Below are 24,146 nucleotides of genomic sequence, written 5' to 3'. Positions count from 1 at the left end.
AACCATCGAACTGGAGATCCACCACATGAACGTCCTCATCGCGGGCGCCGGCATCGGCGGCCTGACGACGGCGCTCTCGCTGCACGCGGCGGGCATCGACGACGTGACCCTGTACGAGTCGGTGCCGGAGATCCGGCCGCTCGGCGTCGGCATCAACCTGCTGCCGCACGCCGTGCGCGAGCTCTCCGAGCTCGGTCTCGGCGACCGGCTCGCCGGGCTCGGCGTGGCCACGAGCACCCTGTCGTACTTCAACCGCCACGGCCAGCAGATCTGGACCGAGCCGCGCGGGCGTGCCGCGGGCTACCACTGGTCGCAGTACTCCGTGCACCGGGGGCGTCTGCAGCTCATGCTGCGCGACGCCGTGCTCGAGCGCCTCGGCGCCGACGCGATCCGCCTCGGCAGCCCGGTCGGCGATGCCCGCAGCGAGGGCGCGCGCACGAGTGTCGCGGTGCTCGGCGGTCCGGGCGCCGGCACGAGGGTGACGGCCGACGTGGTGATCGGCGCCGACGGCATCCACAGCGCGCTGCGGCGCCAGCACTACCCCGACGAGGGCGCGCCGGTGTGGAACGGGCTGATCCTCTGGCGCGGCACCGCGCGGGTGCGGCCCTACCTCGACGGGCTCACGATGATCATGGCGGGCGACGCGATGCAGAAGTTCGTGGCCTACCCGCTGTCCGAGGTCGGCGACGACGGACTGCAGACGGTGAACTTCATCGCCGAGTACCGATCCGACGACCCCGAGCCGGGCGCGAGCGACTGGAACCGCGGCGCCGATCCGAGTGCGGTGCTCGGCCGGTTCGCCGACTGGGACTTCGGCTGGCTCGACGTGCCGGCCGTCATCCGCGCTGCCGACGAGATCCTCGAGTACCCGATGGTCGACCGCGACCCGATCCCGCGCTGGACGTTCGGTTCGCAGACGCTGCTCGGCGACTCCGCGCACGCGATGTACCCGATCGGCTCGAATGGCGCGTCGCAGGCGATCATCGACGCCCGCACCCTCGCCTTCCAGCTCGGAACGATCGACTCCGTCGAGGCGGCGCTCGGCGCCTACGAGGACGAGCGCCGTCCGCGCACGACGGCCATCACGCTCAGCAACCGGTCGATGGGGCCGGAGCAGGTCATGCAGCTCGCCTACGAGCGTGCTCCCGGCGGATTCGGCGACATCGAACTCGTCGTGCCGTACGCCGAGCGCGCGGAGATCGCGAACCGCTACAAGGAGGCGGCGGGCTTCGTGCCCGAGCTCCTGAACGAGCGGGCGAGCCTCACGGTGCCGGTGCCCGAGGACGGCTGACGCTGGGTCAGGCGCCGGTCGGATCGCGCGCCCGTCAGATCGGGCCGAGTTCGGGTCCGTGCGTCTCCATGAGGTGGGCGCGCAGGGCCTCGGCGAAGCCGGCCGGGTCGTCGGCGCGCAGGCGTTCGACGAGGGCGCGATGCTCGTCGATGACCTGGTCGGATCGCTCGAAGAGCGCATCGCGGTGGGCGCTCAGCAGCAGGCGCTGTCGCGCGGTGAGCCGGTCGCCGATCTCGGCGAGGGTGCGATTGCCCCCCGCCTCGACGAACGAGCGGTGGAACGCGATCGTCAGCGTGACGAAGCCGTCGAGGTCGCGCGCTTCGAGCGCGGCGCGCTGCGCGTCGAGGCCGGGCTCGAGCCGGTCGGCGAGCGCGCGACGGGCTTCCGTGCCGGCCCGATGCACCCCGGCTGACTCGAGGATCAGCCGTGCGTCGGCGAGGTCGGCGATCTCCCCGTCGCTGAGCGAGCGCACGAGCGCGCCGCGCTTCGGGTAGATGGTGATCCAGCCCTCGTCCTGGAGGCGAGTGAGCGCCGCCCGCACGGGGGTGCGGCTCATGCCGAGCTCGGCGGCGAGCTCGTTCTCGCTGAGCATCGTGTCGGGCCGGTGGGTGCCGTCGAGGATCCCGGCGCGGATCGCGGTGCGGGCGCGCTCTGCTGCGCTGTCGACGGTCGGCATCCCACCATCATGGCGCGGCGTCGGCGCCGGTGCATCCGCTGCCCCGGTCTCGTGCGCGGTGAGCGTCACGAGGCGTCGCCTTCAGGCGCGGCCACGGATGCCGCGGGGGAGCCGTGGCGCGAGGCATCCGCTCGCCGTGCCGTGCCGCGCCGCCACCGGTGGATGCCCCAGGCGGCCGCCAGTGCGGCGATCGCGACACCCGCGACGACGAGGTCGGAGACCCCGGCGGTTCGTTCGAGCACCCAGCTCTCGACCGCGAACTGCTGCGAGGCGCCGAGCACGCCGCCGAGCGAGGCGGTGCCCTCGGTGACGATGAGCAGCACGCCGATGCCGATGCCGAGCAGGCCGCCGACGACCTGCGTCCAGGTGTTGGTCCAGCGTCCGATGCGCACCGTGCGGGGGCGCAGCAGGCCGCGGAGGCGCGGCGACCGCGACCATGCGAAGGCCAGCACGAAGAGCGGCACGGTCATGCCGAGGGCGAAGACGGCGAGCACGATGCCGCCGTACAGCGGTTGCCCGCCGAGGGCGGCGAGCGCCAGTACGCTGCCGAGCAGCGGGCCGGCGCAGACTCCGGCGAGTCCGTACACGGTGCCGAGCAGGTACACGGATGCCACGCCGGTGCCCTCTGTCGCCCCGCTGCGCGTGAACGCCGGCAAGGGGATGCCGCTGAGCTGCACGGCGCCGAGCACGATGATGACGATCGCGGCGACCGTGACGAGCATCGTGCGGTTCGTGCTGACGAAGGCGCCGACGGTGCCGGCGAGCACGCCGATCGGCACGAGCGTCGTGATGAGGCCGAGGTAGAAGACGCCGGTGCGGGCGATCAACCGGCTCGGACTCGTGAAGGCGTAGGCGAAGAACGCCGGCAGCAGCATCACCGAGCACGGGCTCAGCAGGGTGAGGATGCCTCCGACGAGTGCCCCCGCGAGCCCGAGGTCGATCACTCGCCCGCCGCGGCCAGCTGCTCGTCGAGGAGGGCGCGGAAGTTCTCGATCGGCTGCGCACCGGCGATCGCCTGGTCGCCGGCGACGAAGAACGGCACGCTCGTGACGCCGAGCTTCTGCGCCTCCGCCGTGCTGGCGAGCACGGCATCGCGGAGGTCGGCGCGATCGAGGTCCTGCTCGAACTTCGCGAGGTCGGGCACGCCGGCCTCGGCGGCGAAGCCGATGAGCTTCTCGCGCGGCATGTCGGGGTGGCCCTTCTCGGGCGCGGCGGCGAAGACGGCCTCGAGGTACTCGGGGAACCTGCCCTGCTCGCCGGCGGCCCGCGCCGCGACGGCGGCGTCGACCGACTCGTCGCCGAAGAATGCGACGTCGCGGAATTCGTAGCGCACGAGGCCCTGCTCGACGTATTCGTCGAAGATCGTCGGCAGGGTCTGGTTCGTGACGACCGCGCAGAAGGGGCAGCGGAAGTCGGCCCACTCGACGAGCACGATGGGGGCGTCGACATCGCCGATCGCGAGGGGGTCGTTCGGGTCTCGCTTCGCGAGCTCGGAGCCGGTGCCCGAGCCGGACGTGTTCTCGCCCGCGCCCGCTTCGCCGGCCGCGGGTGTCTGCGTCGCGCCGCCGGCTGCAGCCTGCCCGGCATTCGGCACCGACTGCGCGATCACGACGACGAGGAGGAACGCCGTCACGGCGCCGAGCACGACGTTCAGGATGCGCGCGAGGCGGAGCTTGCGCGCGAGCGGGTGGACTGGCTTCGGTGCAGGGGAGTTCGACATCGCGGCCTAGGATACATGTTGAATCCCAGACCGGGCTGTCAGGCTGCGAGCACCGCGTCGAGGCTCTCGCGCACGATCGCGAGGCCGGCGCGCAGCTCGTCTTCGGTGATCGTGAGCGCGGGGAGGAACTTCAGCACCTCGTCGAACGCACCCGAGGTCTCGATGACGAGTCCGCGCGTGAAGGCCTCCTTCGAGATGCGGCCGGCGAGCGTGCGGTCGCCGTCGCAGGCGAGGCCGTACATCAGACCTCGGCCGCGCGGGGCGAGACCGAGCTCGGGGTGCTCGGCGGCGATGGCGTCGAGCTCTGTCCGCAGCAGCGCCGACTTCGCCGCCACACCGTCGGTGAATGCGGCGTCGGCCCAGTAGGTCTCGAGGGCGACGCGCGCCGAGACGAAGGCGAGGTTGTTGCCGCGGAACGTGCCCGTGTGGGCGCCGGGCTTCCAGACGTCGACCTCGGGGCGCAGCAGCACGAGCGACATCGGCAGGCCGGAGCCCGAGATCGACTTCGACACGGTCACGATGTCGGGCACGATGCCCGCGGCCTCGAAGGCGAAGAACGTGCCGGTGCGGCCGACGCCCGCCTGGATCTCGTCGAGGATGAGCAGGATGCCGCGGTCGGCGGTCAGGGCTCGCAGGCGCTGGAGCCACGGTACGGTCGCGACGTTGATGCCGCCCTCGCCCTGCACGGCCTCGACGATGACGGCGGCGGGCAGGTCGAGGCCGGATCCGGGGTCGTCGAGCATCTTCTCGAACAGGTCGAGGGTGTCGATCTCCGCCCCGAGGTACCCGTCGAACGGCAGGCGGGTGACGTTGTCGAGCGGCATGCCCGCGGCCTCGCGGTACGTGCTGTTGCCGGTCGCGGCGAGGGCGCCGACGCTCAGCCCGTGGAATCCGTTCGTGAACGCGACGACGTTGGTGCGGCCGGTGGCCTGGCGCGCGACCTTCAGGGCCGCCTCGACGGCGTTGGCGCCGGTCGGTCCGGTGAACTGCAGCTTGTGGTCGAGTCCTCGGGGCGCGAGCACGTACTGCTCGAACGCCTCGATGAACGCGCGCTTGGCCGAGGTGGCCATGTCGAGACCGTGGATGATGCCGTCGCGCTCGAGGTACTCGATGAGCGCACGGGTGAACACGGGGTTGTTGTGGCCGTAGTTAAGCACACCGGCGCCGGCGAAGAAGTCGAGGTACTCGCGGCCGTCTGCATCGACGAGGGTGGAGCCGCTCGCACGGTCGAAGACCGTGGGGAACGCGCGGACGTACCCGCGCACCTCCGACTCGCGGCGGTCGAAGACGTCGAGGTTCGCGGCGTCGCTCATGGCGGCATGCTCCTTCTGCAGTTCGGTGACGGTGCTTCGAGCCTAGATCGTCCGGCTGGGCGCCCGGTGCGGCCGCAGGGCGCGGAGATCGCGGGTGCGGAATCCGCCCGGAGAGCGGATGCTGGGGTCGTGAGCGATTCCGGCCGCAGGAAAGGGCCGCCCCGGTGGGCGGTGCGGGCGAGCGAGCCGCTCGCCCGGGTGCTCGCCGGGCGTCGATGGATGCCTCTCTGGGGGATCATCCACCATCGCGGACGTCGCAGCGGCACCGCGTATGCGACGCCGATCGCGCTCGTGCCGACGGTGTCGGGGAGCCTCTTCCTCATCGGCCTGCCGTGGGGAGCGAAGACCAACTGGGCGCGCAATGTGCTCGTCGCGGGCGAAGCGACGATCGCGTGGAAGGGGCGCGACCATCGGGCGACCGACCCCAGGCTGGTCGAGCCCGCGGAGGCGGCTGCGCTGTCGAAACCAGTGTTCCGCAGGGTCGTCGGGCGTTTTCCCGCTGCGATCGTGCTCACTCGCGCGAACGGGGCAGCCGAACGACGAGACGTCGTACCCGATCGATGACGGCGAGCCGCGGCATCCGACGGCTCAGGCGTTCTCGAGCTCGGTGATCACGACCTTCTTCTGCCGCATCATCACCTGGATCTGCTCGGGCCGCCGGGTCAGTTCGCCCATGTTCGCCGGAATGACCTGCCAGCTGACGCCGAAGCGGTCCTTGCACCAGCCGCACTGCTCCGACTCGGGCACATGCGAGAGCTTCGACCAGTAGTAGTCGATCTCGTCCTGGTCGGCGCAGGAGACGACGAACGAGACCGACTCGTTGAACTCGAAGAGCGGCCCGCCGTCGAGGCAGACGAAGTCGACGCCGTTCAGCGTGAACTGGCCGTTCAGCACCTTGCCGGTCATGCCGACGAAGTGCTCGTCGAGTGACTCGTCGGGGTACTCGTCGATGCGGGTGATGCGCGAGTTCGGGAAGACCTCGACGTAGTACGTCATCGCCTCGCGCGCCTGCTCGTCGAACCACAGGCACGGCTGGATGGGTGAGAGCTCGGCCATCGGGAACCTCCTCGTTCGGGGCTGTCGCTTCGACGGCCACGGTACGCCGACCGGCCGACGGCGTCGAGGGGCGGTTCTCGTCGTCCTGCGTCGGGCCGCGCCGGGCCGCGCCGGCCCGTCAGATCGGCAGCGGACGGTCGTCGACGATCGTCTTCATGACCAGGGTGGACTCGACCCGGCGCACGCCCGGCAGCGCCGAGAGTCGTTCATCCCAGAGGCGCTGGTACGCCGGCAGGTCGGGCACGGCGACGCGCAGCAGGTAGTCGGGGTCGCCGAAGAGGCGCAGCGCCTGGATCACCTCGGGGATCTCGGCGACCGCGGCGTCGAACGCGGGGATGGTCGCCCGATTCGCCTGGTCCATCGTGACGAACACGAGCGCGCCGAAGCCGAGCCCGACCACCTCCGGATCGATGACCGCGCGGTAGCCCGAGATGGCTCCGGATGCCTCGAGCGCGTGGAGCCGTCGGTGGGTCGGCGACATGCTCAGCTGCACGCGGGCGGCGAGGTCGGTGAGGCTCAGGCGCCCGTCCTGCTGCAGTTCGGCAAGGATCTTCCGATCGATGGCATCCATGGGGTGAATTGTTCCACGAGGCGGCGTGGTCCGGGGTGAATTCGGCAGCGGCTTCTGGTGCATGGCGCCTACATTCTTCGTATCCGTCGAGAGGAGGCCGCCGTGAACACGCAATTGCTGCTCGCCTGCTGGGCGATGATGACGTTCATGGTGCTCGTGCCCGGCCCTGATTGGGCGTACATCATCGCCTCGGGCCTGCGCGATCGCAGCATCCTGCCGGCGCTCTCCGGAATCCTCATCGGCTACCTCGCCGCGGTCGTCGCGGTGGCGGTCGGGGTGGGTGCCGCTGTGGCGGCCATGCCGTGGGTGCTCATCGGGCTGACATTCGCAGCCGCGGCGTACCTGCTGTACCTCGGTGTGCGGGTGCTCGTCGAGCCGCCTGCCGCGGTCGCCGGAGTGTCCGGAGTGTCCGGCGCGTCTGGCGTCGTCGGCGTGGGAGCGACGACACCGCCGTGGCTCCGACTCGTGCAGGGCGCCGGCGTCAGCGGCCTGAACCCGAAGGGCCTGCTCGTGCTCGTCGTGCTGCTGCCGCAGTTCACGGATGCCGCGGGAGACTGGCCGATCCCGGTGCAGCTCGCCGTGCTCGGCCTCATCTTCGTCGGCAGTTGCGCGCTCGTCTACTTCGTCGTGGGCATGGGCGCTCGCACGGTGCTGCGCGCCCGGCCGTCGGCCATGCGTCTCGTCTCCCGCATCTCGGGCGCCGCGATGGTCGTGCTCGCAGTGGTGCTCGTCGTCGAGCAGCTGTCGCACCTGCTCGGCTGAGCGCGTCTCGGCTGAGCCCCGCTCGCCGCGGGAAGGATCAGCCGATTCCGCGATCGACGTCGATGAGCACCTTGCCGACGGTGCCCGCCTCGACGGCGTCGTGCGCCTCGGCCGTGCGCTCGAGCGGGAAGCGCGTGATCGGCAGGCCGGCGTCCTCGCCCACGGGCAGCGCGCCGTCGGCGAGGGCACGACCGATGTCCTCCGCGGCAGCAGAGAGGGCATCCTGGCCGACGGTGTAGAGCAGCAGGAACTGGTAGCGAACGTTGAGCGCGAAGTGCCGGCGCACGTCGAGGGTCATCTCGGCGCCGCCGTCGGTCGCGTACACGGCGATCGTCCCGTGGTTCGCGATCACGCTCGCGTTCAGCGCGGCATTGCGGGCGGGCGATACCTCGACGACCTGGTCGACGCCGTGCGGGGCGATCGCGCGGATCGCGGCGGCGGCGTCGTCGATGCGGTAGTTCACGACGTGGTGGGCCCCGGCCGCGGTCGCGAGCGCGGACTTCTCAGGCGAGCTCACGGTCGTGATGACCGTGGCTCCCGACCAGCGGGCGAGCTGGATGGCGGCGTGTCCGACGGCGCCCGCGCCACCGGCCACGAGCACGGTGCGGCCGTCGAGCGCGCCGGGACCCAGCCGGGACGGACCCTCCTCGGAGACGGTGAGCGCGCGGTGCGCCGTCATGGCGGGCACGCCGAGTGAGGCGCCGAGGTCGAAGCTCGCGGCATCGGGCAGCGGGACCACGTGTTCGGCCGACAGCACCGCGAACTGCTGCGCGGTGCCCGATGGTCGCTCGTGCGCGGCGAGGTAGGCCCAGACCCGGTCGCCGACCACGAGCCCGTCCACGCCGGGGCCGACGGCGTCGACGACGCCGGCGCCGTCCTGGTTCGGCACGACCTCCGCGAACGGTGTTGCAGCGCCCGGCTGCGAACCGACCCTCGCCTTCCAGTCGGTCGGGTTGACACCCGACACGGCGATGCGCACTCGCACTTCACCGGCGCCGGGTTCGGCCGCCTCCCGCTCGACGAGGTGCAGCACGGACGATTCCCCGGTCTTGGCATACGCGATCGCTCTCATGCAGTGGGCAACGCGCCGGGCGGCGAGAACCTTCCGAACGTGCCGGGCGTGCTCGACGGCGAACCGGTCGGCTGTCGGCTCAACCGTCCGTTGCGGGGCCGGCGCCGTGGAGATTCGCGCGCAGCTGGAGCCACAGCGCGAGTCGCTGGTCGGCGCGTTCGGTGCGGATGCCGTGCGCCTCGCTCGCGCGGCGCAGGCGGTGGCGCACGGTGTTCTCGTGCACGCCGAGCCTGGCGGCGGTCTGCGCGATGTTGCCGAAGCACTCGAGCCAGACGAGCAGCGTCTCGGCGATCGGCCGCGTCTGATCGGAGGCCTGCACGACGTCGACCGCGGGGTCGCGCAGCTCATCGGCCGAGGCGAACAGCCTCGCGACGCGTTCGACCACGAGGATCGGCCGCAGACTCGATGCCGTGACGATGCGAGACGTCGACGGATCGATGCTGCGGTCGGCGGCCTCGAGCAGACGATCGGCGAGCTCGCGAGCACCGGCGACGTCGCCCGAACGGTGAGCCGGCCCGGCGACGGCGACTCGGGTGCCATCGCCGACCAACCGATCGACGAGCGGCAGCAGCGGCGTCGCAACGCCCACGGCCTCGTCGACCGAGCTTGCGGCGAACAGCGTGTAGACCCGGCCTCGATGCGGCACTGCGACCGCATCGGGGCGCTGCAGCGCGAGATGGCGGATGACGGTCGAGCGCAACTGGGCGATGGTCGTCGGCCCGGCTCCCGGCACGTCGAACGCGAGCAGCGCGGCACCGCGCTCCTCGGGGATGCCGAGTTCGGCGAACTCGGTTCCGGTCAGATCGATGCCCGTCAGCAACGTGCGCAGCCGATCCTCGCGCGGGCGCTGATTCGTCGCGTGCACTCGGAGATCGTCGAGCAGGTGGGCCCCGGCGAGGGCGCTCGCGTGCCGCATGCGGCGCTGCTGCTCCTCGGTGAGACGTGCTGCCCCCGACGCGTCGATCGCCCAGATGCTGCCGAGCGGCAGGGCGCCTGCCCGAATCGCGAAGGCCACCCGCGGCTCCTCGTCACCCAGGCGCGGGTAGCTGATCGGCCGGTCGGACCGCAGCACGGTGCGGTACTGGTCGTCGTTGTAGGGGGATGCCGGAACCTGCCGGGCCAGGATGCCGTGGGTGCGCAGCGCGTCGATCACCTGCCCCGGCACCGAGGAGTAGGCGAGGATGTTGCGACTCAGGTCCTCGATCGCGACCGACCCGCCGAAGAACTCGGCGAGTTCGTTCGCGATGGCGAACAACGGCTCTGCGCCACGGTCCTGCGGGGCCGCGAGCACCGTGTCGGCCTCTCCGAGCAGGTGGGTGAGCTGGGCGTCGAGGAGGCGCCAGCTGATGCGGTCGGCGACGCGGAGAAGTGCGAGCCCGGTGGAGTCGGCGATCGCGGCCAGCGCCGGCATCCGCTCGGCGCTGCACTTCAATGCGATCCCAGCGGCACCGTGCTCGGCAGCAGCGGCCGCGAGTGCGCCGATGCGTGCCGTGCTCAGCGAAGCGGTCGATGGGGCGAGGAGGAGCGTGCCCGAGGCATCCGTCACCTCATCGGCGACGTCGAGGAACTCGGTGCCGGTGACGGCGACCCGGTCGCCCAGCGGGCCGATCGCAGTGAGCGTACGAGGCCCCAACTGCTCGACGAGCTCGACGAGGCTCACGCGGGCGCCGGGCGGACGAGGCGTTTGGATTGGAGATTTCGCTGCATCCATGGCGCAAAGCTATCCGAAATCGCCAACCACAGGCGAGCCCGAAGTTTCTAGGCTGGCCCCGGCGAACGCGATTCGCGGCGCTGAAGGAGGAATGATGACCCCGACCCGACCCGCACCCAACGGCACCCGCCTCGGCGAACTCTGGCGGATCCTGCCGGAGGAGGCGACCGCGAGCGGCGATGGCGTGCTCGAGATCGGCGGAGTCGCCGTGACCGAACTGGCCGAGCGATTCGGCACCCCGCTGCACGTCTACGACGAGGTCGGCCTGCGCCGCCAGATCCGTCGCTTCATCGACGGACTCGGCGAGCGCTGGCCCGACTCGGAGGTGCTCTTCGCCTCGAAGTCACTGCCGGCGGTCGGCATGTACCGCCTCGCGCACGAGGAAGGGCTCTCGATCGACATCGCGGGCGGCGGAGAGCTGCAGCTCGCGCTCGCCGCCGGCGTCGACCCGGCACGCCTGTACTTCCACGGCAACGCGAAGACCGATGCCGAGCTGCAGATGGCCGTCGACGCCGGCATCGGCACGATCATCGTCGACAACGACGACGAGCTCGACCGCCTCGAACGGATCCTCGTGCGCCCGCAGCGCCTGCTGCTGCGCGTGATCCCGGGCGTCGAGGCGAAGACGCACGTCTCGCAGGCCACGGGTGGATCGGGGTCGAAGTTCGGACTCCCGATGGACCAGGCCGAGCGCGCCATCGCCCGCATGCAGGCGCACCCGCTGATGGAGTTCGTGGGGGTGCACCTGCACATCGGATCGCAGATCCTCGACACGGCGCAGTTCGCCGAGGCCGTCGGGAAGATCTCGACCGTCGGCACGTTCTCGACCTATGACGTCGGCGGGGGGCTCGGCGTCAGCTACACCTACGACGAGCAGGCGCCGAGCGTGGAGTCGTACCTCGATGCGATCGTCGCTGCTGCGCGGGAGCACCTCCCCGCAGGCTCACGCCTGATGATCGAACCCGGCCGGTCGATCGTCGCCCGGGCGGGGGTCACGCTCTACCGCGTCACCTCGGTCAAGCGCACCGGGCGCACCTTCGTTGCCGTCGACGGCGGCCTGGCCGATCAGATGGACATCGCCCTCACGCAGCAGCGCTACGAGGCGCTGCTCGCCGATCGACTGCTCGAGCCGTGGTCCGAGAGCGTGCAGCTCGTCGGGCGCCAATGCGAATCGGGCGACCTGCTGGTCGACGGCGCACCCATGCCGCCCGCGCACGTCGGCGACCTCGTGGCGATGACGGCGACCGGCGCCTACGCGTACACGATGTCGAACAACTACAACGGCGCGTTGAAGCCCGCCATCGTCTTCGTCAGCGACGGTGAGGCGAGGCTCGTGACGCGCCGGGAGACGTACGCCGACCTGCTCGCGACGCACGCTCCGGCGCGAGCCGGCGTGCTCGTCTGACCAGCACCTTCCACCCGAGTACCCCCGACGACAAGGAAGTCACATGAAGGCACGCACCAACACATTCCTCGGAGCAGCAGCACTGGCCGCCGGCGCCCTGCTCCTCAGCGGATGCTCCGCCATCACCGGTTCCGGTGAGGCCGCGGCAGCCGGGCCCGACCTGCCGATCGACGATGAGATCTCGACCACGGTCGACACGACACTGACCGAGCTGTTGCCCTCCGCGATCGCCGAGAAGGGGCGTCTCGACATCGCCGTCGACATCCCCTTCCCGCCGATGGCCATGTACGACGACTCGAATCGCGCGATCGGCTTCGACCCCGAACTCGGACGACTCCTCGGGCAGAAGCTCGGCATCGACGTCTCCCTCAACAAGCAGGCATTCGACTCGGTCATCCCCTCGCTCCAGGCCGGCAAGAACGACATCATCATGAGCGGCATGAACGACACCCCTGAGCGCCAGGAGACGGTGAGTTTCATCGATTACACGCACGGCGGCTTCGCGATCCTCGTGCCGGCCGGCAATCCCGACGGCATCACGACGCAGACCGACCTCTGCGGCATGACGGTCTCGGTGCAGAAGGCGACCGTGCAGGGAGACCTCCTGCGGGCGACGGAGTGCGGGTCCGACCCGGTGGTCGTCACCGAGCTGCCCTCCGACCTCGATGCCCAGACGGCGCTGCGGGCGGGCAAGAGCGACGCCTACGTGGCCGACGCCGTGGTCGCCGAGTACGTGGCCGCCACCACGGACGACGGCGACGCGTTCGACGTGGTGCGCGACCCCGAGAACCCGGCCGGCTTCAATCCGGTGTACAGCGGCATCGGCGTGCTGAAGGCCGAGACGGAGCTCATCGATGCGATCCAGCAGGCGTTGCAGGCGCTCATCGACGAGGGTACGTACCAGCAGGTGCTCGAGCGCAACAACATCGGCGCGTACGCGGTCGACTCGGCCGAGGTGAACCAGGGGTCGGATCAGTGACCGCCCTGGAGCAGACCCGCAATGAGCTCGGGGAGGACGCCACCGACGACGATGTCGTGGCCATCCCGTTGAGACGGCCATGGCGATGGATCAGCGCGGCGCTCGTGCTGTTGCTCGCCTCGGCATTCCTGTACTCCGTGCTCACCAACCCGAACATCGATTTCGCTGCGATCGGCGAGTTCCTCTTCGATCAGCGAATCCTCGAGGGCGTCGCCCTGACCCTGCTCATCACCCTGATCTCGATGCTGGTCTCGACGGTGCTGGCCATCGTCATCGCCGCGATGCGGCTGTCGTCGAATCCCGTGCTGTCGACGGTGGCGTGGTTCTACGTCTGGGTGTTCCGCGGTACCCCGCTCCTGGTGCAGATCGTGCTCTGGGGCTACCTCGGCCTCCTCTACGAGAAGCTCGCGCTCGGCATCCCGTTCACCGCCGTGGTCTTCTGGCAGGTCGACACCAACCAGCTCATCACCGCATTCGTGGCAGGGCTCCTCGCGCTGACACTGAACCAGGCGGCGTACTCGTCGGAGATCGTGCGGGCCGGCATGCTGTCGGTCGACGAGGGCCAGCGCGAGGCCGCGTACTCGCTCGGGATGTCGCCGCTCTACACGTTCCGTCGGGTGCTGCTGCCCCAGGCGATGCGCGTGATCATCCCGCCGATGGGCAACGAGACGATCTCGATGCTGAAGAACACCTCGCTGCTCTCGGTCATCGCGGTGCTCGAGATCTACACGCAGGCGACCGTCATCTCGTCGCAGAACCTCAAGCAGGTCGAGCTGCTGATCGTCGCGAGCCTCTGGTACCTGCTCATGACGAGCGTGCTCTCGATTCCGCAGTACTACCTCGAGCGACGGTACGGCCGGGGCACCTCCCGCGCCCTGCCGCCCACCCCCCTGCAGCGGATGCGTCGTGCATTCGCCAACCGTCGGCCCGGCGTCGCGCCGGCGCCGGAGACCAAGGCGGTCAGCGTCATATGAGCATCATCCTTCCGGTGGAGCACTCCACGAGGACGTCTCCCATCCCGCTCGTCGAGATCCGGCGCGTACGCAAGAGCTTCGGCGCTCACCAAGTGCTGCGCGATGTCTCCCTCGCGGTGCCGGCCGGCACGGTGACGGTGCTGCTGGGCCCGTCGGGGTCGGGCAAGAGCACGTTGCTGCGCTGCATCAACCACCTCGAGACGATCGACGGTGGTCGCATCATCGTCGACGGCGAGCTCATCGGCTACCGCCAGTCGGGCCACAACGCGCACGAGATGACGCCGCGCCAGATCGCCCGCCAGCGACGCGGCATCGGCATGGTGTTCCAGCGGTTCAACCTGTTTCCGCACATGACGGCGCTCGAGAACATCATCGAAGCCCCCATCGGGATCGCGGGGCGCCCGCGGACGCAGGCCAAGACCCGGGCGAAGCAGTTGCTCGACCGCGTCGGGCTCGCGGACTTCGCCGCTCACTATCCGGCCCAGCTGTCGGGCGGGCAGCAGCAGCGGGTCGCGATCGCCCGCGCGCTCGCGATGGATCCGAAGCTGATGCTGTTCGACGAGCCGACCAGCGCCCTCGACCCCGAACTGGTGGGTGACGTGCTCGATGTGATGCGCGAGCTCGCGAACGACGGCATGACCATGATCGTCGTGACCCACGAGATCGGCTTCGCACGAGGCGTGGCCGACCAGGTGGTGTTCATGGATGGCGGCGTGGTCGTCGAGTCGGGCCGGCCGGAGGACGTGCTCGACGGCCCGCAACGCCAGCGAACGCGGAACTTCCTCGAGAGCGTGCGGTAGTCGCGGCGGGGGCGCCGGCGTGCGCGCCGGAGATGGAGCCCTCGCGCAAGTGGTCAAGCGCCCGGCACCCACAAGCAGCCTCGCGGCCGGCCCGTGCTCCTCTGCACGGGCCGGCCGCTCAGGCGGCGTCGGTAGAGTTGGCGCGCGGCTCGAGGCATCCGTCTCGCCGAACCTCTCCTCTTCACCGCAAGGACACTCGTGAGCCTCATCCGCCTGAACGACGTCAGCATCGAGTTCGACGGGCGCCCGGTGCTGAAGGAGGCGTTCCTGAAGCTCAAGCAGGGCGACCGGGTCGGCCTCATCGGCAAGAACGGCACCGGCAAGACGAGCCTGCTCGAAGTCGTGCTGGGCCGGAGCGAGCCGAGCGGCGGCACGCGGGATGTCACCCTCGGCACCACGATCGGGTACTTCTCGCAGTTCTCGGAGCTCGACGGCGAGCAGAGCATCCAGCAGCTCTTGAGCGGGCACTTCGCGCAGGTGCACGAGACGCAGGCCCGACTCGATGAGATCGGCATGGCGCTCGCCGAGCCGATGGCGGATGACGCGATGACCCGGCTGCTCACCGAGCAGGGCGAGCTCTTCGAACGCATGGATCACATCGGCGGATGGACCTACGAGACCACGATCGACACGGTGCTCACCCGCCTCGGCTTCGACGAGGAGCGCCGCGCTCTCTCGGTCGGACGCCTGTCGGGCGGATGGCGCAACCGCGCGGCCCTGGCGCAGATCCTCGTGCAGTCGCCCGACGTGCTGCTGCTCGACGAGCCGACGAACTTCCTCGACCTCGACGGCGTGAAGTGGATCGAGAACTGGCTCTCGGGCTTCGCGGGCGCCGTGCTCGTGGTCTCGCACGACCGCCAGTTCCTCGACGGGGTCGTCACCCGCATCATCGAGCTCGAGAACTACCGCCTGCAGGAGTACGACGGCGACTACTCGGCGTACGTGCACGCGAAGCAGTCGCGCCTGAAGATGCTCGAGAAGCAGTTCGCCCACGAAGAGGAACTGCTGGCCTACGAGCAGGCTGCGTCGGCCGCCCGCCGCGAGGCCGCCCGCAACCCGTCGAACGCGGTCGCCCGCCGGCTCGCCGACATCAAGAAGCGGCAGGCGCCGCGCCCGATCGACCAGATCATCACGGGCATCTACGAGGGGCTGCGGGTCTCGAACGACCTGCTCACGGTCACCGGGCTCACGAAGAGCTTCGGGGGAGCGCCGCTCTTCGAAGGCCTCTCGTTCGACCTGCGCCGGGGTGACCGGGTCGCCGTGCTCGGCTCGAACGGCTCGGGCAAGTCGACGCTGCTCGACGTGCTGACGGGCGAGACCGAGGCCGACTTCGGCACGGTGCGCTGGGCCAAGGGTGCACGGTACGTCTCGTACAACCGGGTCTACGCCGAGCTCGACCTCGAGGACACGGTCGGGCACGCGGTCAACGCCTACCCCGACTCGCTCGCCTTCACGGCGACGAAGAAGAGCGTCGGCCGGTTCCTCGCGATGCTGCAGTTCTCTGAGGCCGACCTGAAGCAGAAGATCGGCACGCTCTCGGGCGGTCAGCGCGCCCGCGTCGCGATCGCGCAGTGCCTGCTCTCGGGAGCTGCCGTGATCGTGCTCGACGAGCCGACGAACCACCTCGACATCACCTCGACGCAGGTCATGGAGCGGGCGCTCACGCATTTCCCGGGCGCGGTCATCGTGGTCAGCCACGACCGCTTCTTCGTCGACAAGCTCGCCGACCGGCTGCTCGTCTTCGACGGCACTCCCACCGTGCTCGAGACGGCGGCGACCGGGGCGCTCTGAGGCCGGCCCCGCCGGTTGAGTATCGACGAAGGAGCGTATCGAGACCTTCGGCTCAGGCGGGCTGCGCCGCCAGCCGGCGCTCGAGCCCTTCGAGCAGCAGGTCGAGCCCGAACTCGAACTCCGTCTGGTCGTCGCACCAGCCGAGCGTCGAGTCGGGATCGTCGTGCACGACCTCGGCGAGCATCGCGGCCAGATGCGGTGCGAGCGCGGCCAGCTGCTCGAGTTCGACAGGTGCCGGGGTGGCACCGTCGTCGCTGAGCTCCTGCACGTAGCCGTACATGCGGCTGCCGATCGCGTGCAGCGAGTGGTGGATGAGGTCGTGCGACATGCCGCCGGCGCGCATGATCCCGACGACGCCGTCGACATGGCGCATGGCGTTGGGTCCTGAGGCGCCGCGAGCGTTCATGACGTTCGGCAGCCACGGATGCCGCAGCAGCACGCGCCTGGCACCGAGGATCCGTTCGCGGAGGGTCGGCGCCCAGCTCGAGGCATCCGTCGCGGGCGGAGGCGGGAAGCCGCCGACCTCGTGCTCGATCTCGGCGAAGACGACCTCGACGAGGCCGTCGAGGATCGCGTCTTTATTGGGCAGGTGGTAGTAGATCGACATCGCCTCGACGCCGAGCTGCTCGGCGAGGGCGCGCATCGTGAGGGCCTCGATGCCGTCGCGGTCGGCGAGTTGCAGCGCGGCCTGCAGCACGCTCTCGCGAGTGAGCTGGGGGCGTGCGACGGACCGCTGCGGCATGCCTTCACCTTACAACGTCAGGCAATCGTCCCCGGGGACTGGACGCCGACGCGTCGACAGCGTATCTTACGGCGTAAGTCTTACAACGTAAGGGAGCTGCTCGTGTTCACCGAATCACTGAAGCCGGCGACATCCGCCGCCCGAACCACCATGCGTGCCGCGGTCGCCGCGCGCTTCGGCGGACCCGAGGTCGTGCGCGTCGCCGAGGTGCCGAGGCCCGAGCCCGGGCCCGGTGAACTCCTCGTGCGCGTGCGCGCCTCGACGGTGAGCATCGCCGACCATCGGTTGCGGAGTCGCAGCGTGCCGCGGGGCCTCGGCCTCGTCGTCGCGCCGGTCATCGGCGTCTTCCGGCCCAGGAAGCCCGTGCTCGGCATGGACGCCGCGGGCATCGTCGAGGGCGTCGGTGACGGCGTCACCCGGTTCGCTCCCGGCGACGAGGTCATCGTGATGCGCGGCGCGCGCATGGGATGCCACGCGGAGTTCGTGGTGGTCGACGCCGACGGCGAGGTCGCGCCGAAGCCCGCGAACCTCTCGTTCGACGAAGCGGCCGCGATCGTCTTCGGCGGGCACACCGCGCTGCGCTACCTCGACGGCGTGACCATCGGGCCGGGCGGCCGGGTGCTCGTGAACGGCGCATCGGGCGCGGTGGGCTCGGCCGTCGTGCAGCTCGCCGCCGACAGGGGTGCGCACGTGACGGGGGTGACGAGCGGTCGGAACGCCGACCTCGTGCGCTCGCTCGGTGCGAGCGAGATCGTCGACTACACGCGCGAGGACTTCGCGGCGGGCTCCGGGTCAGGTGCTTCCGTCGACGACAGCCGCTACGACGTCATCGTGGAGTGCGTGGGCAATGCGCCGTTCGGCCGCGTCGCGCACCTGCTCCGGCCGGGCGGCGCGCTCCTGCTCGTCATCGCCGACCTGCCCGGCATGCTGGCCGCCGGTGGGCAGGCGCGCCGGAGCGGCCTCGTGGTCGACCACCGCGGCGGTCGCATGGGCCGCGACGGCATGGAGCGGCTCGCTGCGCTCGCCGAATCGGGAGAGCTGCGGCCGGTCGTCGACCGCGCCTTCGACCTCGACCAGATCGTCGAGGCGCACCGCTACGTCGACACCGGTCGCAAGCGGGGGAGCGTGGTGCTGCGGGTCGGGTGAGCCGTCGGCGGAGCCGTGATCGGATTCACGATCACGCAGGGGCGGTGACGGTGCGCAACCACTCCTGCGCGCGCTTCACGAGGGCTTTCGCGGACGGCGCGTCCCGCGCCCAGTTCTCGAATCCATGCGGCGCACCCGTGACGACGTCCGTCGTCACCGGCACACCCGCGTCCCGCAGTGCGTCGGCGTAGGCGCGGTCCTCCTCCGCGAACAGTTCGATGTCGCCCCACGTGATGAAGGCCGGCGGGAGGCCGGAGACGTCGATGCGGCGGCCGGGAACGGAATACGGCGGGGCGGTTGCGGCGCCCGGCGCGGTGCCGAGGTATCCGGACCAGCCTTCCCGATTCGCCTCGTTGTCCCACACGAAGTGCTGCAGGGCATCCAGCTCCCGTCGCGCGGCCGTGCGGTCATCGAGCATCGGCGCGAAGAGCCACTGCCCGCACGGCGCCGCCTCGCCCTCGTCGTGGATCCGTTGGACCAGTCCTGCCGCGAGCCCCGCACCGGCGCTCTCGCCGCCGATGGCGATGCGCTCCGGGTCGACCCGCAGCTCCTTCGCGTGTGCGAGGAGCCAGTACCAGGCAGTCAGTACATCGTCGTGGGCCGCGGGGAAGGGATGTTCCGGGGCGAATCGGTAGTTCGCCGACACGATCACGATCCCCAGCTGCTCTGCCGTCGACAGGCACAGCGCCTCGTCCTGCTTCGCGTCACCGAAGAGCAGGCCGCCGCCATGAATCCACAACAGCGCGGCGCCGCTGTGCGCACTCGTCGGCTGGTAGACCCGGATCCGGGTCGATCCAGTCCGCTCGTTCGTCACGCGGACGGCATTCGAGGTCGGCACACGCAGCAGGCGTACCGCGATCCGTACAAGCCAGCGCGGCGCCGACACCTGCGCACGCCTCATCGGCTCGCGCAATTCCGGAAGCACGAGCTGAAGATCCACGGACAGTCCCTTCATCGACCTGAGCAAGCCTGCACCACAGTACCGGCAACCGGACAACAGTGTCCGAGAGCGCTGCTGCGCGCCTCGACAGCGTCCATCACCCGATCAGCGTCCGAACACGAGCGTGCGCAGCAGCACCTCGCTCAGCGGGTCGCGCGCTCGAGGAGTTCGAGGATGTGCACGTACGACTCGCCCGTCGCGCGCGTCATGCCGATCTCGCACGTGCGGTTGCACGAGGCGTGCGCGTCGAAGGCGCGTTCGGCGAGCTCCGCGGCCTCGGAGGCCGTCGCCGAGGCCGTCAGTTCGGGGTGGAGCATGCCGCGGTCGCCCGCGAAGGCGCAGCAGCCCCAGGCATCCGGAACCACCGCGTCGACGGCCACTGCGTTCGCGAGTTCGCGGAGGTGGTCGTTCGAGCCGAGCCTCGTGCTCGAGCACGTCGGATGCAGCGCGAGGGAGTCGAGCCGCTCGCCGACGTCGAGGGTGGGGAGCAGCCGCTCGGCCGCGAAGTCGACCGCGTCGACGATGCGGAGCGAGACGGGTGCGCCGTCGAGCTCCCCGACGTTCTCGAGCGCGTGCACGAGGCCCTCGGTGCACGAGGAGTTGTCGCAGACGATCGGCAGGCGCCCGCCGTCGGACGCGGCGAGCAGGGCGCGCACCGTCTTCTCGATCGCCGTCGCGTAGCCGGCTGCGAGGCCTTTCGACTTCCACGGCGTGCCGCAGCACAGCCCGTCGATGCCGGCGGGCGTGACGAGCTCGACGCCGGCCCGCTCGCAGAGCAGGCGGAACGCGGATGCCGCGCCGATGCCGTCGTCGGCCGGGCCGAACATCGAGCCGACACAGGCCGAGAAGAAGACGACGTCGCCGTTCGACGCCGAGACGTGCGCGCGCTTCGCCCCGCCGCGCGGCAGGTCGCCCGTCCACTGCGGCACGACGTCGGTACCGAGCACCGCTCGCCCGGCCGCGCTCGCCGCCGCCGCGATCGGCGGCACGGCCTTCGCCGCGGTGAGGGCGAGCGCGGCGCCCCTCGATACCGGCGCCCAGGTCTTCGCGAGACCTGCGGCGATCGTGCGGGTCGGCCCGTTCGCCTCCTGTTCGCGCAGGCGCCGCACGAGGTCGCCCGTGTTGATCATCACGGGGCACGCCGTCTGGCACATGCCGTCGGCGGCGCAGGTCTCGACCGAGGCGTACTCTTCTGCGGCTGCGAGGCGAGCGTCGAGGCCGGTGTCACCCGCCGCCCTCGCCGCGGCTCGCGCTCGGCGCACGGCGATGCGCTGACGCGGGGTGATCGTGACGTCCTTGCTCGGGCAGACGGGCTCGCAGTAGCCGCACTCGACGCAGCGGTCGACCTCGGACTCGACCTCGGGCGTGAGCTTCAGGTGCTCGAGATGCGCGGTCGGCGAGTCGGTGAGCAGCACGCCGGGATTCAGCACGCCGGCGGGGTCGCAGAGCGCCTTGACCTCGCGCATGATCCCGTAGAGCTCCGGGCCGAACTGGCGTTCGACGAACGGCGCCATGATGCGACCCGTGCCGTGCTCGGCCTTGAGCGTGCCGCCGGCGCCGAGCACGAGGTCGACGAGTTCCTCGGTGAACCGCTCCTGCCGGGGGATCGCATCGGCGGCGGTGAAGTCCTCGGTGAGGAGGAAGTGGATGTTGCCGTCCTTCGCGTGCCCGAAGATGACCGCGTCGGCGTAGCCGTGGCGGTCGAAGAGGGTCTGCAGGGCCGCGCAGGTCGCCGCCAGTTGCTCGACGGGCACCGCGATGTCCTCGAGCAGCGCGGTGGTGCCCGGTCGACGGGCGCCGGCGATCGCCGCATACAGGCCCTTGCGGAAGTGCCAGAGCCGGGCTCGCTCCTTCGGGTCGCGGGTGACGTCGAGCGCGGGTGCGCCGGCGGCCGCGAGGGCTGCGGCGGCCAAGGCGAGCTGCTCGGCGAGGTCGTCGTCGTCGCGTCCGTGGTACTCCACGAGCAGCGCGGCGTGCCCGTCGACCACGACGTCGTCGATGATGCCGGATGCCGCGGGGTCGGCCTGGATCACGCGGAGCGACGCCGCGTCCATCAGCTCGAGCGTGGCGGCGCCCGTGTCGACGAGGACCGGCAGGATGCCGGTGGCCGCGTCGAGCGAGGGGAACACGACGAGCGCCGTGGCGATGCTCGAGGCGATCGGCACGGTGTCGAAGACCGCCTCGGCGAGGAAGCCGAGCGTGCCCTCGCTGCCGACCATGAGGTGCGCGAGGATCTCGACGGGTTCGGTGAAGTCGAGGAAGGAGTTCAGGCCGTAGCCCATCGTGTTCTTGCCGCGATACTGCCGCTCGATCTCGGCTCGGAGGTCGGGGCGGCTGCGCACGAGGTCGCGGAGGCGGGCGAGGCCGGCGTGCAGCGCCGGCTCGGCGTCGACGAGGCGGCGGTCGGCATCGGGCGCGGAGGTGTCGACGACGGTGCCGCTCGGCAGCGCGAACGTCAGGGCGGCGAGCGTGCGGTAGCTGTTGTGATGCGTGCCGCAGGCCATGCCGCTCGAGTTGTTGGCGATCACGCCGCCGATGGTCGCGGCGATCTCGCTGGCAGGGTCGGGCCCGAGCTTTCGGCCGTGGCGGAGCAGCCGGGCGTTGACCTGTCGCACCGTCGCGCCGGGCTGCACCCGCACGCGGTCGCCGCCGGCCTCGACCTGGATGCGGCGGAACGCGGTGCGCGTGTCGAGCAGGATTCCCTCCGTCGCGGCCTGGCCCGAGAGGCTCGTGCCGCCCGAGCGCACGGTGACCCCGAGCCCCGTCTCGGCCGCGAAGCCGAGCACCGCCGCGACCTGCTCGATGCTGCGAGGCGTGACCACGGCGGACGGCGTCAGCAGCACGTGCGAGGCGTCGACTCCCGCGACGATGCGATCGAACTCGGTGACTGAGACCTCCGGGGCCGCCGGGGCCTTCGATGGAGGCGAGAGAGTCGAGACCGAGGCTGCGGCGTCGAGCGCGAAGCGGAGGCCGGCGGCGAGACGGGTGTCGCCGGGGTCGACGGCGGAGCGGTTGGCGGTGGCTGGCGCGGTCATGCGGTGCGGCTTCCTGTGGCGGCTGGACTGATGGTGCCGACGCGGATCGCCGACAGCGCGGCGGCGATCACGCAGATGACGGCGGTCGCGATGAAGGTCGCGGGGGCGGTGGGGTCGTCGGTGAAGAACAGGATCGCGGCGGGGACGATGCTGCCGCCGGCCGCCCCGCAGGCGACGAGCACGCCGGTCGCCTTCGTCGCTTCGGCGTCGTCGAGGCGATCGAGCGCGAGGCCGACCGTGAGCGCGTAGGTCGGGGCGAGCCCGATCACCGCGACGGCGATGGCGACCAGGCCGAACGTCGGGGCCGTCGGCGTGACGGCGGCGGCGAGGGCGAGCATCGCGGCGGCGGTGACGAGGCCCATGAGCAGGGCGGTCCGCGTGGTGACCCCGCTCCGCAGCATCGCCGACGAGACGAATCGGCCGACCGCCATGAGTGCCCAGAACACCGAGGTGCCGATCGCGGCGGCGGCGGGGTCGACCTGCAGGAGCTCGGCGGGGATCACGGCCGACCACCCGGCGAAGACGGTCTCGACGCCGACGTAGAGGGGAAGCGCGATCGCGAGCGGAAGCAGGGCGAGCAGGCTCGCACGTCGAAGGCCGCGTGGCCGCTCGCCGTGGACGGGGGCGGGCGCCGCGATGCCGCGCGCGCCGACGACGAGCGCGATGGCGGCGGCGACCTGCGCGGCGGCGACCACGAGGAGCACGAGCGGCGGCCGCCCGGTGCCCGCCGCGGCAGCGACGAGGAAGGGCGTGAGCGCCGCGGTCACGGCGACCGTCGCCGTGAGCGCGGTGAGGATGGCGGCCGTCGAGGTCGTCGAGACGGCCTTCGAGGCGACGCTCGCGGATGCCTCGGTGAGCCCGAACCCGAGGCCGGCGAGTGCGGCGAAGGCGATGAACGCCGGTGCGGTGGGGGCGAGGGCGGCACCGCCGAGGGCGATCGCCTGCACGAGGCATCCGATCGCCGCAAGGTGCATGGCTCGCACCCGACGCAGCACGAGGCCCGACGCGAGCACGCCGACCAGCAGGCCGGCGAAGAGGGCGGGCACCGCTGGCGCGACGGATGCGCCGACCACCTGCTCGACCGACGGCAGCACGGCGGGGATGGCCGCCGCGGTCGCACCCATGCCGGCGAACGCGGCGTAGAGTCCTCGAACCGACGCGGTCACGGACGGCGCGCGCGGAGGTGGTGCACCGCCGCGTAGGTGTTGCGGATCGCCTCCATCGACTGGTCGTAGCTGGCCTGCGCGACGCCGATGAAGACGCAGTCGACGACCATGAGCTGGGCGATGCGGCTGCCGAGCGCGCCCGAGCGGAACCCGGTCTCGCGAGCCGCGGTGGTCAGCACGATGTCGGCGTGCTCTGCGAGCGTGGAGTGGTCGTGATTGGTGATCGCGATCGTCGTGGCGCCGGAGGCGCGCGCGATCGCGAGGAACTCGATCGTGTCGACGGTGCCGCCGCTGTGCGAGACGGCGATCGCCACGGTGCCGGGGCGCAGCGTCGCCGCCGAGGTCCACGCGGCGTGCGGGTCCGACCAGTTCAGCGCCGTGCGACCGATGCGGGTGAGCTTCTGCTGCAGATCGAGGCCGACGAACGAGCTCGCCCCGACGCCGAAGATGTCGACGCGAGCGGAGGTGCCGACCGCGTCGACCGCGGCCTGCAGCGCGACGATGTCGAGCCCTTTCGCGGTGTCGGCGATCGAGAGCGTCTCGGCCATCGAGACCTTCGCCACGATGTCGTCGAGCGTGTCGTCGCGGTCGATGTCGCCCGAGATCTCCGGCAGCCCGGCCGCCTGGAACGTCTCACGGGCGACGTCACGGAGCACATCCATGCGGAGGTCCTTGAAGTGCTCGTAGCCCATCCGCTTGCAGAAGCGCACGACCGAGGTGGTCGAGGTGTCGCAGCGGGCGGCGAGTTCGGCGATCGAGAGTTCGGCGATCGTCGCGGGTTCCGCGACGAACAGCGAGGCGATGCGCTGCTCGCTCGGGCGCAGCTCGGGCAGGATCGCCCGGATGCGCACGAGCACCGGGCGACGGCCGGGCTCGTCGGCCCTGAGCTCGTGAGTGGGCATCAGTCTCCTCGTCGATTGTCGATGACCCGTCGGGGGCTGACACCACCCTAGAAGAAATTTTGTTACACGCCTAGCCAATGTGATGTACTTTTAT

At 70.9% G+C, this 24,146-nt stretch carries 22 protein-coding genes; 9 read left to right on the top strand and 13 right to left on the bottom strand.

The window, feature by feature from the left end; translation table 11 throughout:
• Nucleotides 1–25: 25 nt before the first annotated feature.
• Nucleotides 26–1,291 carry a flavin-dependent oxidoreductase gene (locus tag ESP57_RS07035; RefSeq protein WP_129231056.1) on the top strand — a complete coding sequence of 422 codons (1,266 nt, stop codon included), beginning with the start codon at nt 26–28 and terminating at the stop codon, nt 1,289–1,291.
• 34 nt (nt 1,292–1,325) lie between these two features.
• On the opposite strand, the gene ESP57_RS07030 is transcribed toward ESP57_RS07035, so the two are convergent.
• Genes ESP57_RS07030 through ectB form a run of 4 tightly spaced genes read right to left on the bottom strand, consistent with a single transcriptional unit; the run spans nt 1,326 to nt 5,000 of the window.
• Nucleotides 1,326–2,036 carry a GntR family transcriptional regulator gene (locus ESP57_RS07030; protein ID WP_207904500.1) on the bottom strand — a complete coding sequence of 237 codons (711 nt, stop codon included), beginning with the start codon at nt 2,034–2,036 and terminating at the stop codon, nt 1,326–1,328.
• Nucleotides 2,033–2,911 carry a cytochrome c biogenesis CcdA family protein gene (locus tag ESP57_RS07025; protein ID WP_243648441.1) on the bottom strand — a complete coding sequence of 293 codons (879 nt, stop codon included), beginning with the start codon at nt 2,909–2,911 and terminating at the stop codon, nt 2,033–2,035. The genes ESP57_RS07030 and ESP57_RS07025 overlap by 4 nt, the downstream gene beginning before the upstream one ends.
• Complete coding sequence (locus ESP57_RS07020; protein WP_129231055.1) at nt 2,908–3,687, bottom strand: DsbA family protein; 780 nt, start codon at nt 3,685–3,687, stop codon at nt 2,908–2,910. The genes ESP57_RS07025 and ESP57_RS07020 overlap by 4 nt, the downstream gene beginning before the upstream one ends.
• Before the next feature lie 38 nt (nt 3,688–3,725).
• Nucleotides 3,726–5,000: a diaminobutyrate--2-oxoglutarate transaminase gene (gene ectB, locus ESP57_RS07015; protein ID WP_129231054.1), complete on the bottom strand. Its 1,275-nt coding sequence runs from the start codon at nt 4,998–5,000 to the stop codon at nt 3,726–3,728.
• Nucleotides 5,001–5,129: 129 nt separating this feature from the next.
• Between ectB and ESP57_RS07010 the strand changes: the two genes are divergently transcribed.
• Complete coding sequence (locus ESP57_RS07010) at nt 5,130–5,564, top strand: nitroreductase family deazaflavin-dependent oxidoreductase (RefSeq protein WP_165877400.1); 435 nt, start codon at nt 5,130–5,132, stop codon at nt 5,562–5,564.
• A gap of 24 nt (nt 5,565–5,588) precedes the next feature.
• Here ESP57_RS07010 and ESP57_RS07005 read toward each other — a convergent pair whose 3' ends face one another.
• Together ESP57_RS07005 and ESP57_RS07000 are read right to left on the bottom strand one after the other, a co-directional pair.
• A complete protein-coding gene (locus ESP57_RS07005) occupies nt 5,589–6,056 on the bottom strand; it encodes a VOC family protein (RefSeq protein ID WP_129231052.1) in 468 nt (155 codons plus the stop codon).
• A 118-nt stretch (nt 6,057–6,174) separates the two neighbouring features.
• On the bottom strand, nt 6,175–6,627 hold the full coding sequence (locus ESP57_RS07000; RefSeq protein ID WP_115963357.1) for an Lrp/AsnC family transcriptional regulator: 453 nt from the start codon (nt 6,625–6,627) through the stop codon (nt 6,175–6,177).
• Between the two features lie 102 nt (nt 6,628–6,729).
• Here ESP57_RS07000 and ESP57_RS06995 point away from each other — a divergent pair, with 102 nt between their 5' ends.
• Nucleotides 6,730–7,389: a LysE family translocator gene (locus ESP57_RS06995; RefSeq protein WP_243648440.1), complete on the top strand. Its 660-nt coding sequence runs from the start codon at nt 6,730–6,732 to the stop codon at nt 7,387–7,389.
• A gap of 37 nt (nt 7,390–7,426) precedes the next feature.
• Here ESP57_RS06995 and ESP57_RS06990 read toward each other — a convergent pair whose 3' ends face one another.
• Nucleotides 7,427–8,461 (bottom strand): NADPH:quinone reductase, encoded by a 1,035-nt coding sequence (locus ESP57_RS06990; protein WP_129231051.1) that lies wholly within the window; start codon nt 8,459–8,461, stop codon nt 7,427–7,429.
• A 79-nt stretch (nt 8,462–8,540) separates the two neighbouring features.
• The gene (locus tag ESP57_RS06985) at nt 8,541–10,121 is read right to left on the bottom strand and encodes a PucR family transcriptional regulator (protein ID WP_243648439.1); all 1,581 of its coding nucleotides are present in this window, start codon (nt 10,119–10,121) and stop codon (nt 8,541–8,543) included.
• 145 nt (nt 10,122–10,266) lie between these two features.
• Between ESP57_RS06985 and lysA the strand changes: the two genes are divergently transcribed.
• The 5 genes from lysA to ESP57_RS06960 all read left to right on the top strand — a co-directional run bounded on the left by lysA (nt 10,267) and on the right by ESP57_RS06960 (nt 16,121).
• A complete protein-coding gene (gene lysA, locus ESP57_RS06980) occupies nt 10,267–11,577 on the top strand; it encodes a diaminopimelate decarboxylase (protein WP_056005190.1) in 1,311 nt (436 codons plus the stop codon).
• 43 nt (nt 11,578–11,620) lie between these two features.
• Nucleotides 11,621–12,556, top strand: a complete 936-nt coding sequence (locus ESP57_RS06975; RefSeq protein WP_129231049.1) for an ABC transporter substrate-binding protein — start codon at nt 11,621–11,623, stop codon at nt 12,554–12,556.
• The gene (locus tag ESP57_RS06970) at nt 12,553–13,530 is read left to right on the top strand and encodes an amino acid ABC transporter permease (RefSeq protein ID WP_056005184.1); all 978 of its coding nucleotides are present in this window, start codon (nt 12,553–12,555) and stop codon (nt 13,528–13,530) included. The genes ESP57_RS06975 and ESP57_RS06970 overlap by 4 nt, the downstream gene beginning before the upstream one ends.
• Nucleotides 13,527–14,330 (top strand): amino acid ABC transporter ATP-binding protein, encoded by an 804-nt coding sequence (locus tag ESP57_RS06965; protein ID WP_129231048.1) that lies wholly within the window; start codon nt 13,527–13,529, stop codon nt 14,328–14,330. Before ESP57_RS06970 ends, ESP57_RS06965 begins: the two co-directional genes overlap by 4 nt.
• Nucleotides 14,331–14,528: 198 nt before the next feature.
• On the top strand, nt 14,529–16,121 hold the full coding sequence (locus ESP57_RS06960) for an ABC-F family ATP-binding cassette domain-containing protein (RefSeq protein ID WP_056005178.1): 1,593 nt from the start codon (nt 14,529–14,531) through the stop codon (nt 16,119–16,121).
• Nucleotides 16,122–16,173: 52 nt separating this feature from the next.
• Here ESP57_RS06960 and ESP57_RS06955 read toward each other — a convergent pair whose 3' ends face one another.
• On the bottom strand, nt 16,174–16,863 hold the full coding sequence (locus tag ESP57_RS06955) for a TetR/AcrR family transcriptional regulator (RefSeq protein WP_129231047.1): 690 nt from the start codon (nt 16,861–16,863) through the stop codon (nt 16,174–16,176).
• 102 nt (nt 16,864–16,965) lie between these two features.
• On the opposite strand from ESP57_RS06955, the gene ESP57_RS06950 reads away from it, so the two are divergent.
• A complete protein-coding gene (locus ESP57_RS06950; protein WP_207904499.1) occupies nt 16,966–18,009 on the top strand; it encodes an NAD(P)-dependent alcohol dehydrogenase in 1,044 nt (347 codons plus the stop codon).
• Between the two features lie 31 nt (nt 18,010–18,040).
• Here the strand turns inward: ESP57_RS06950 and ESP57_RS06945 are convergent, their stop codons facing one another.
• From ESP57_RS06945 to ESP57_RS06930, 4 genes are all read right to left on the bottom strand, one after another.
• Nucleotides 18,041–18,964: an alpha/beta hydrolase gene (locus tag ESP57_RS06945; RefSeq protein ID WP_129231046.1), complete on the bottom strand. Its 924-nt coding sequence runs from the start codon at nt 18,962–18,964 to the stop codon at nt 18,041–18,043.
• A 128-nt stretch (nt 18,965–19,092) separates the two neighbouring features.
• Nucleotides 19,093–21,984, bottom strand: a complete 2,892-nt coding sequence (locus ESP57_RS06940; RefSeq protein WP_115963330.1) for an FAD-binding and (Fe-S)-binding domain-containing protein — start codon at nt 21,982–21,984, stop codon at nt 19,093–19,095.
• On the bottom strand, nt 21,981–23,150 hold the full coding sequence (locus ESP57_RS06935; protein ID WP_129231045.1) for an MFS transporter: 1,170 nt from the start codon (nt 23,148–23,150) through the stop codon (nt 21,981–21,983). The genes ESP57_RS06940 and ESP57_RS06935 overlap by 4 nt, the downstream gene beginning before the upstream one ends.
• Complete coding sequence (locus tag ESP57_RS06930) at nt 23,147–24,052, bottom strand: MurR/RpiR family transcriptional regulator (RefSeq protein WP_056005160.1); 906 nt, start codon at nt 24,050–24,052, stop codon at nt 23,147–23,149. Before ESP57_RS06930 ends, ESP57_RS06935 begins: the two co-directional genes overlap by 4 nt.
• Between the last annotated feature and the right edge of the window lie 94 nt (nt 24,053–24,146).

This window comes from Agromyces fucosus, from assembly GCF_004134865.1.
GTDB lineage: Bacteria > Actinomycetota > Actinomycetes > Actinomycetales > Microbacteriaceae > Agromyces > Agromyces fucosus.
Note: the sequence above shows the minus strand (reverse complement) of the source record. Positions and strands in the feature narration are given on the sequence as shown.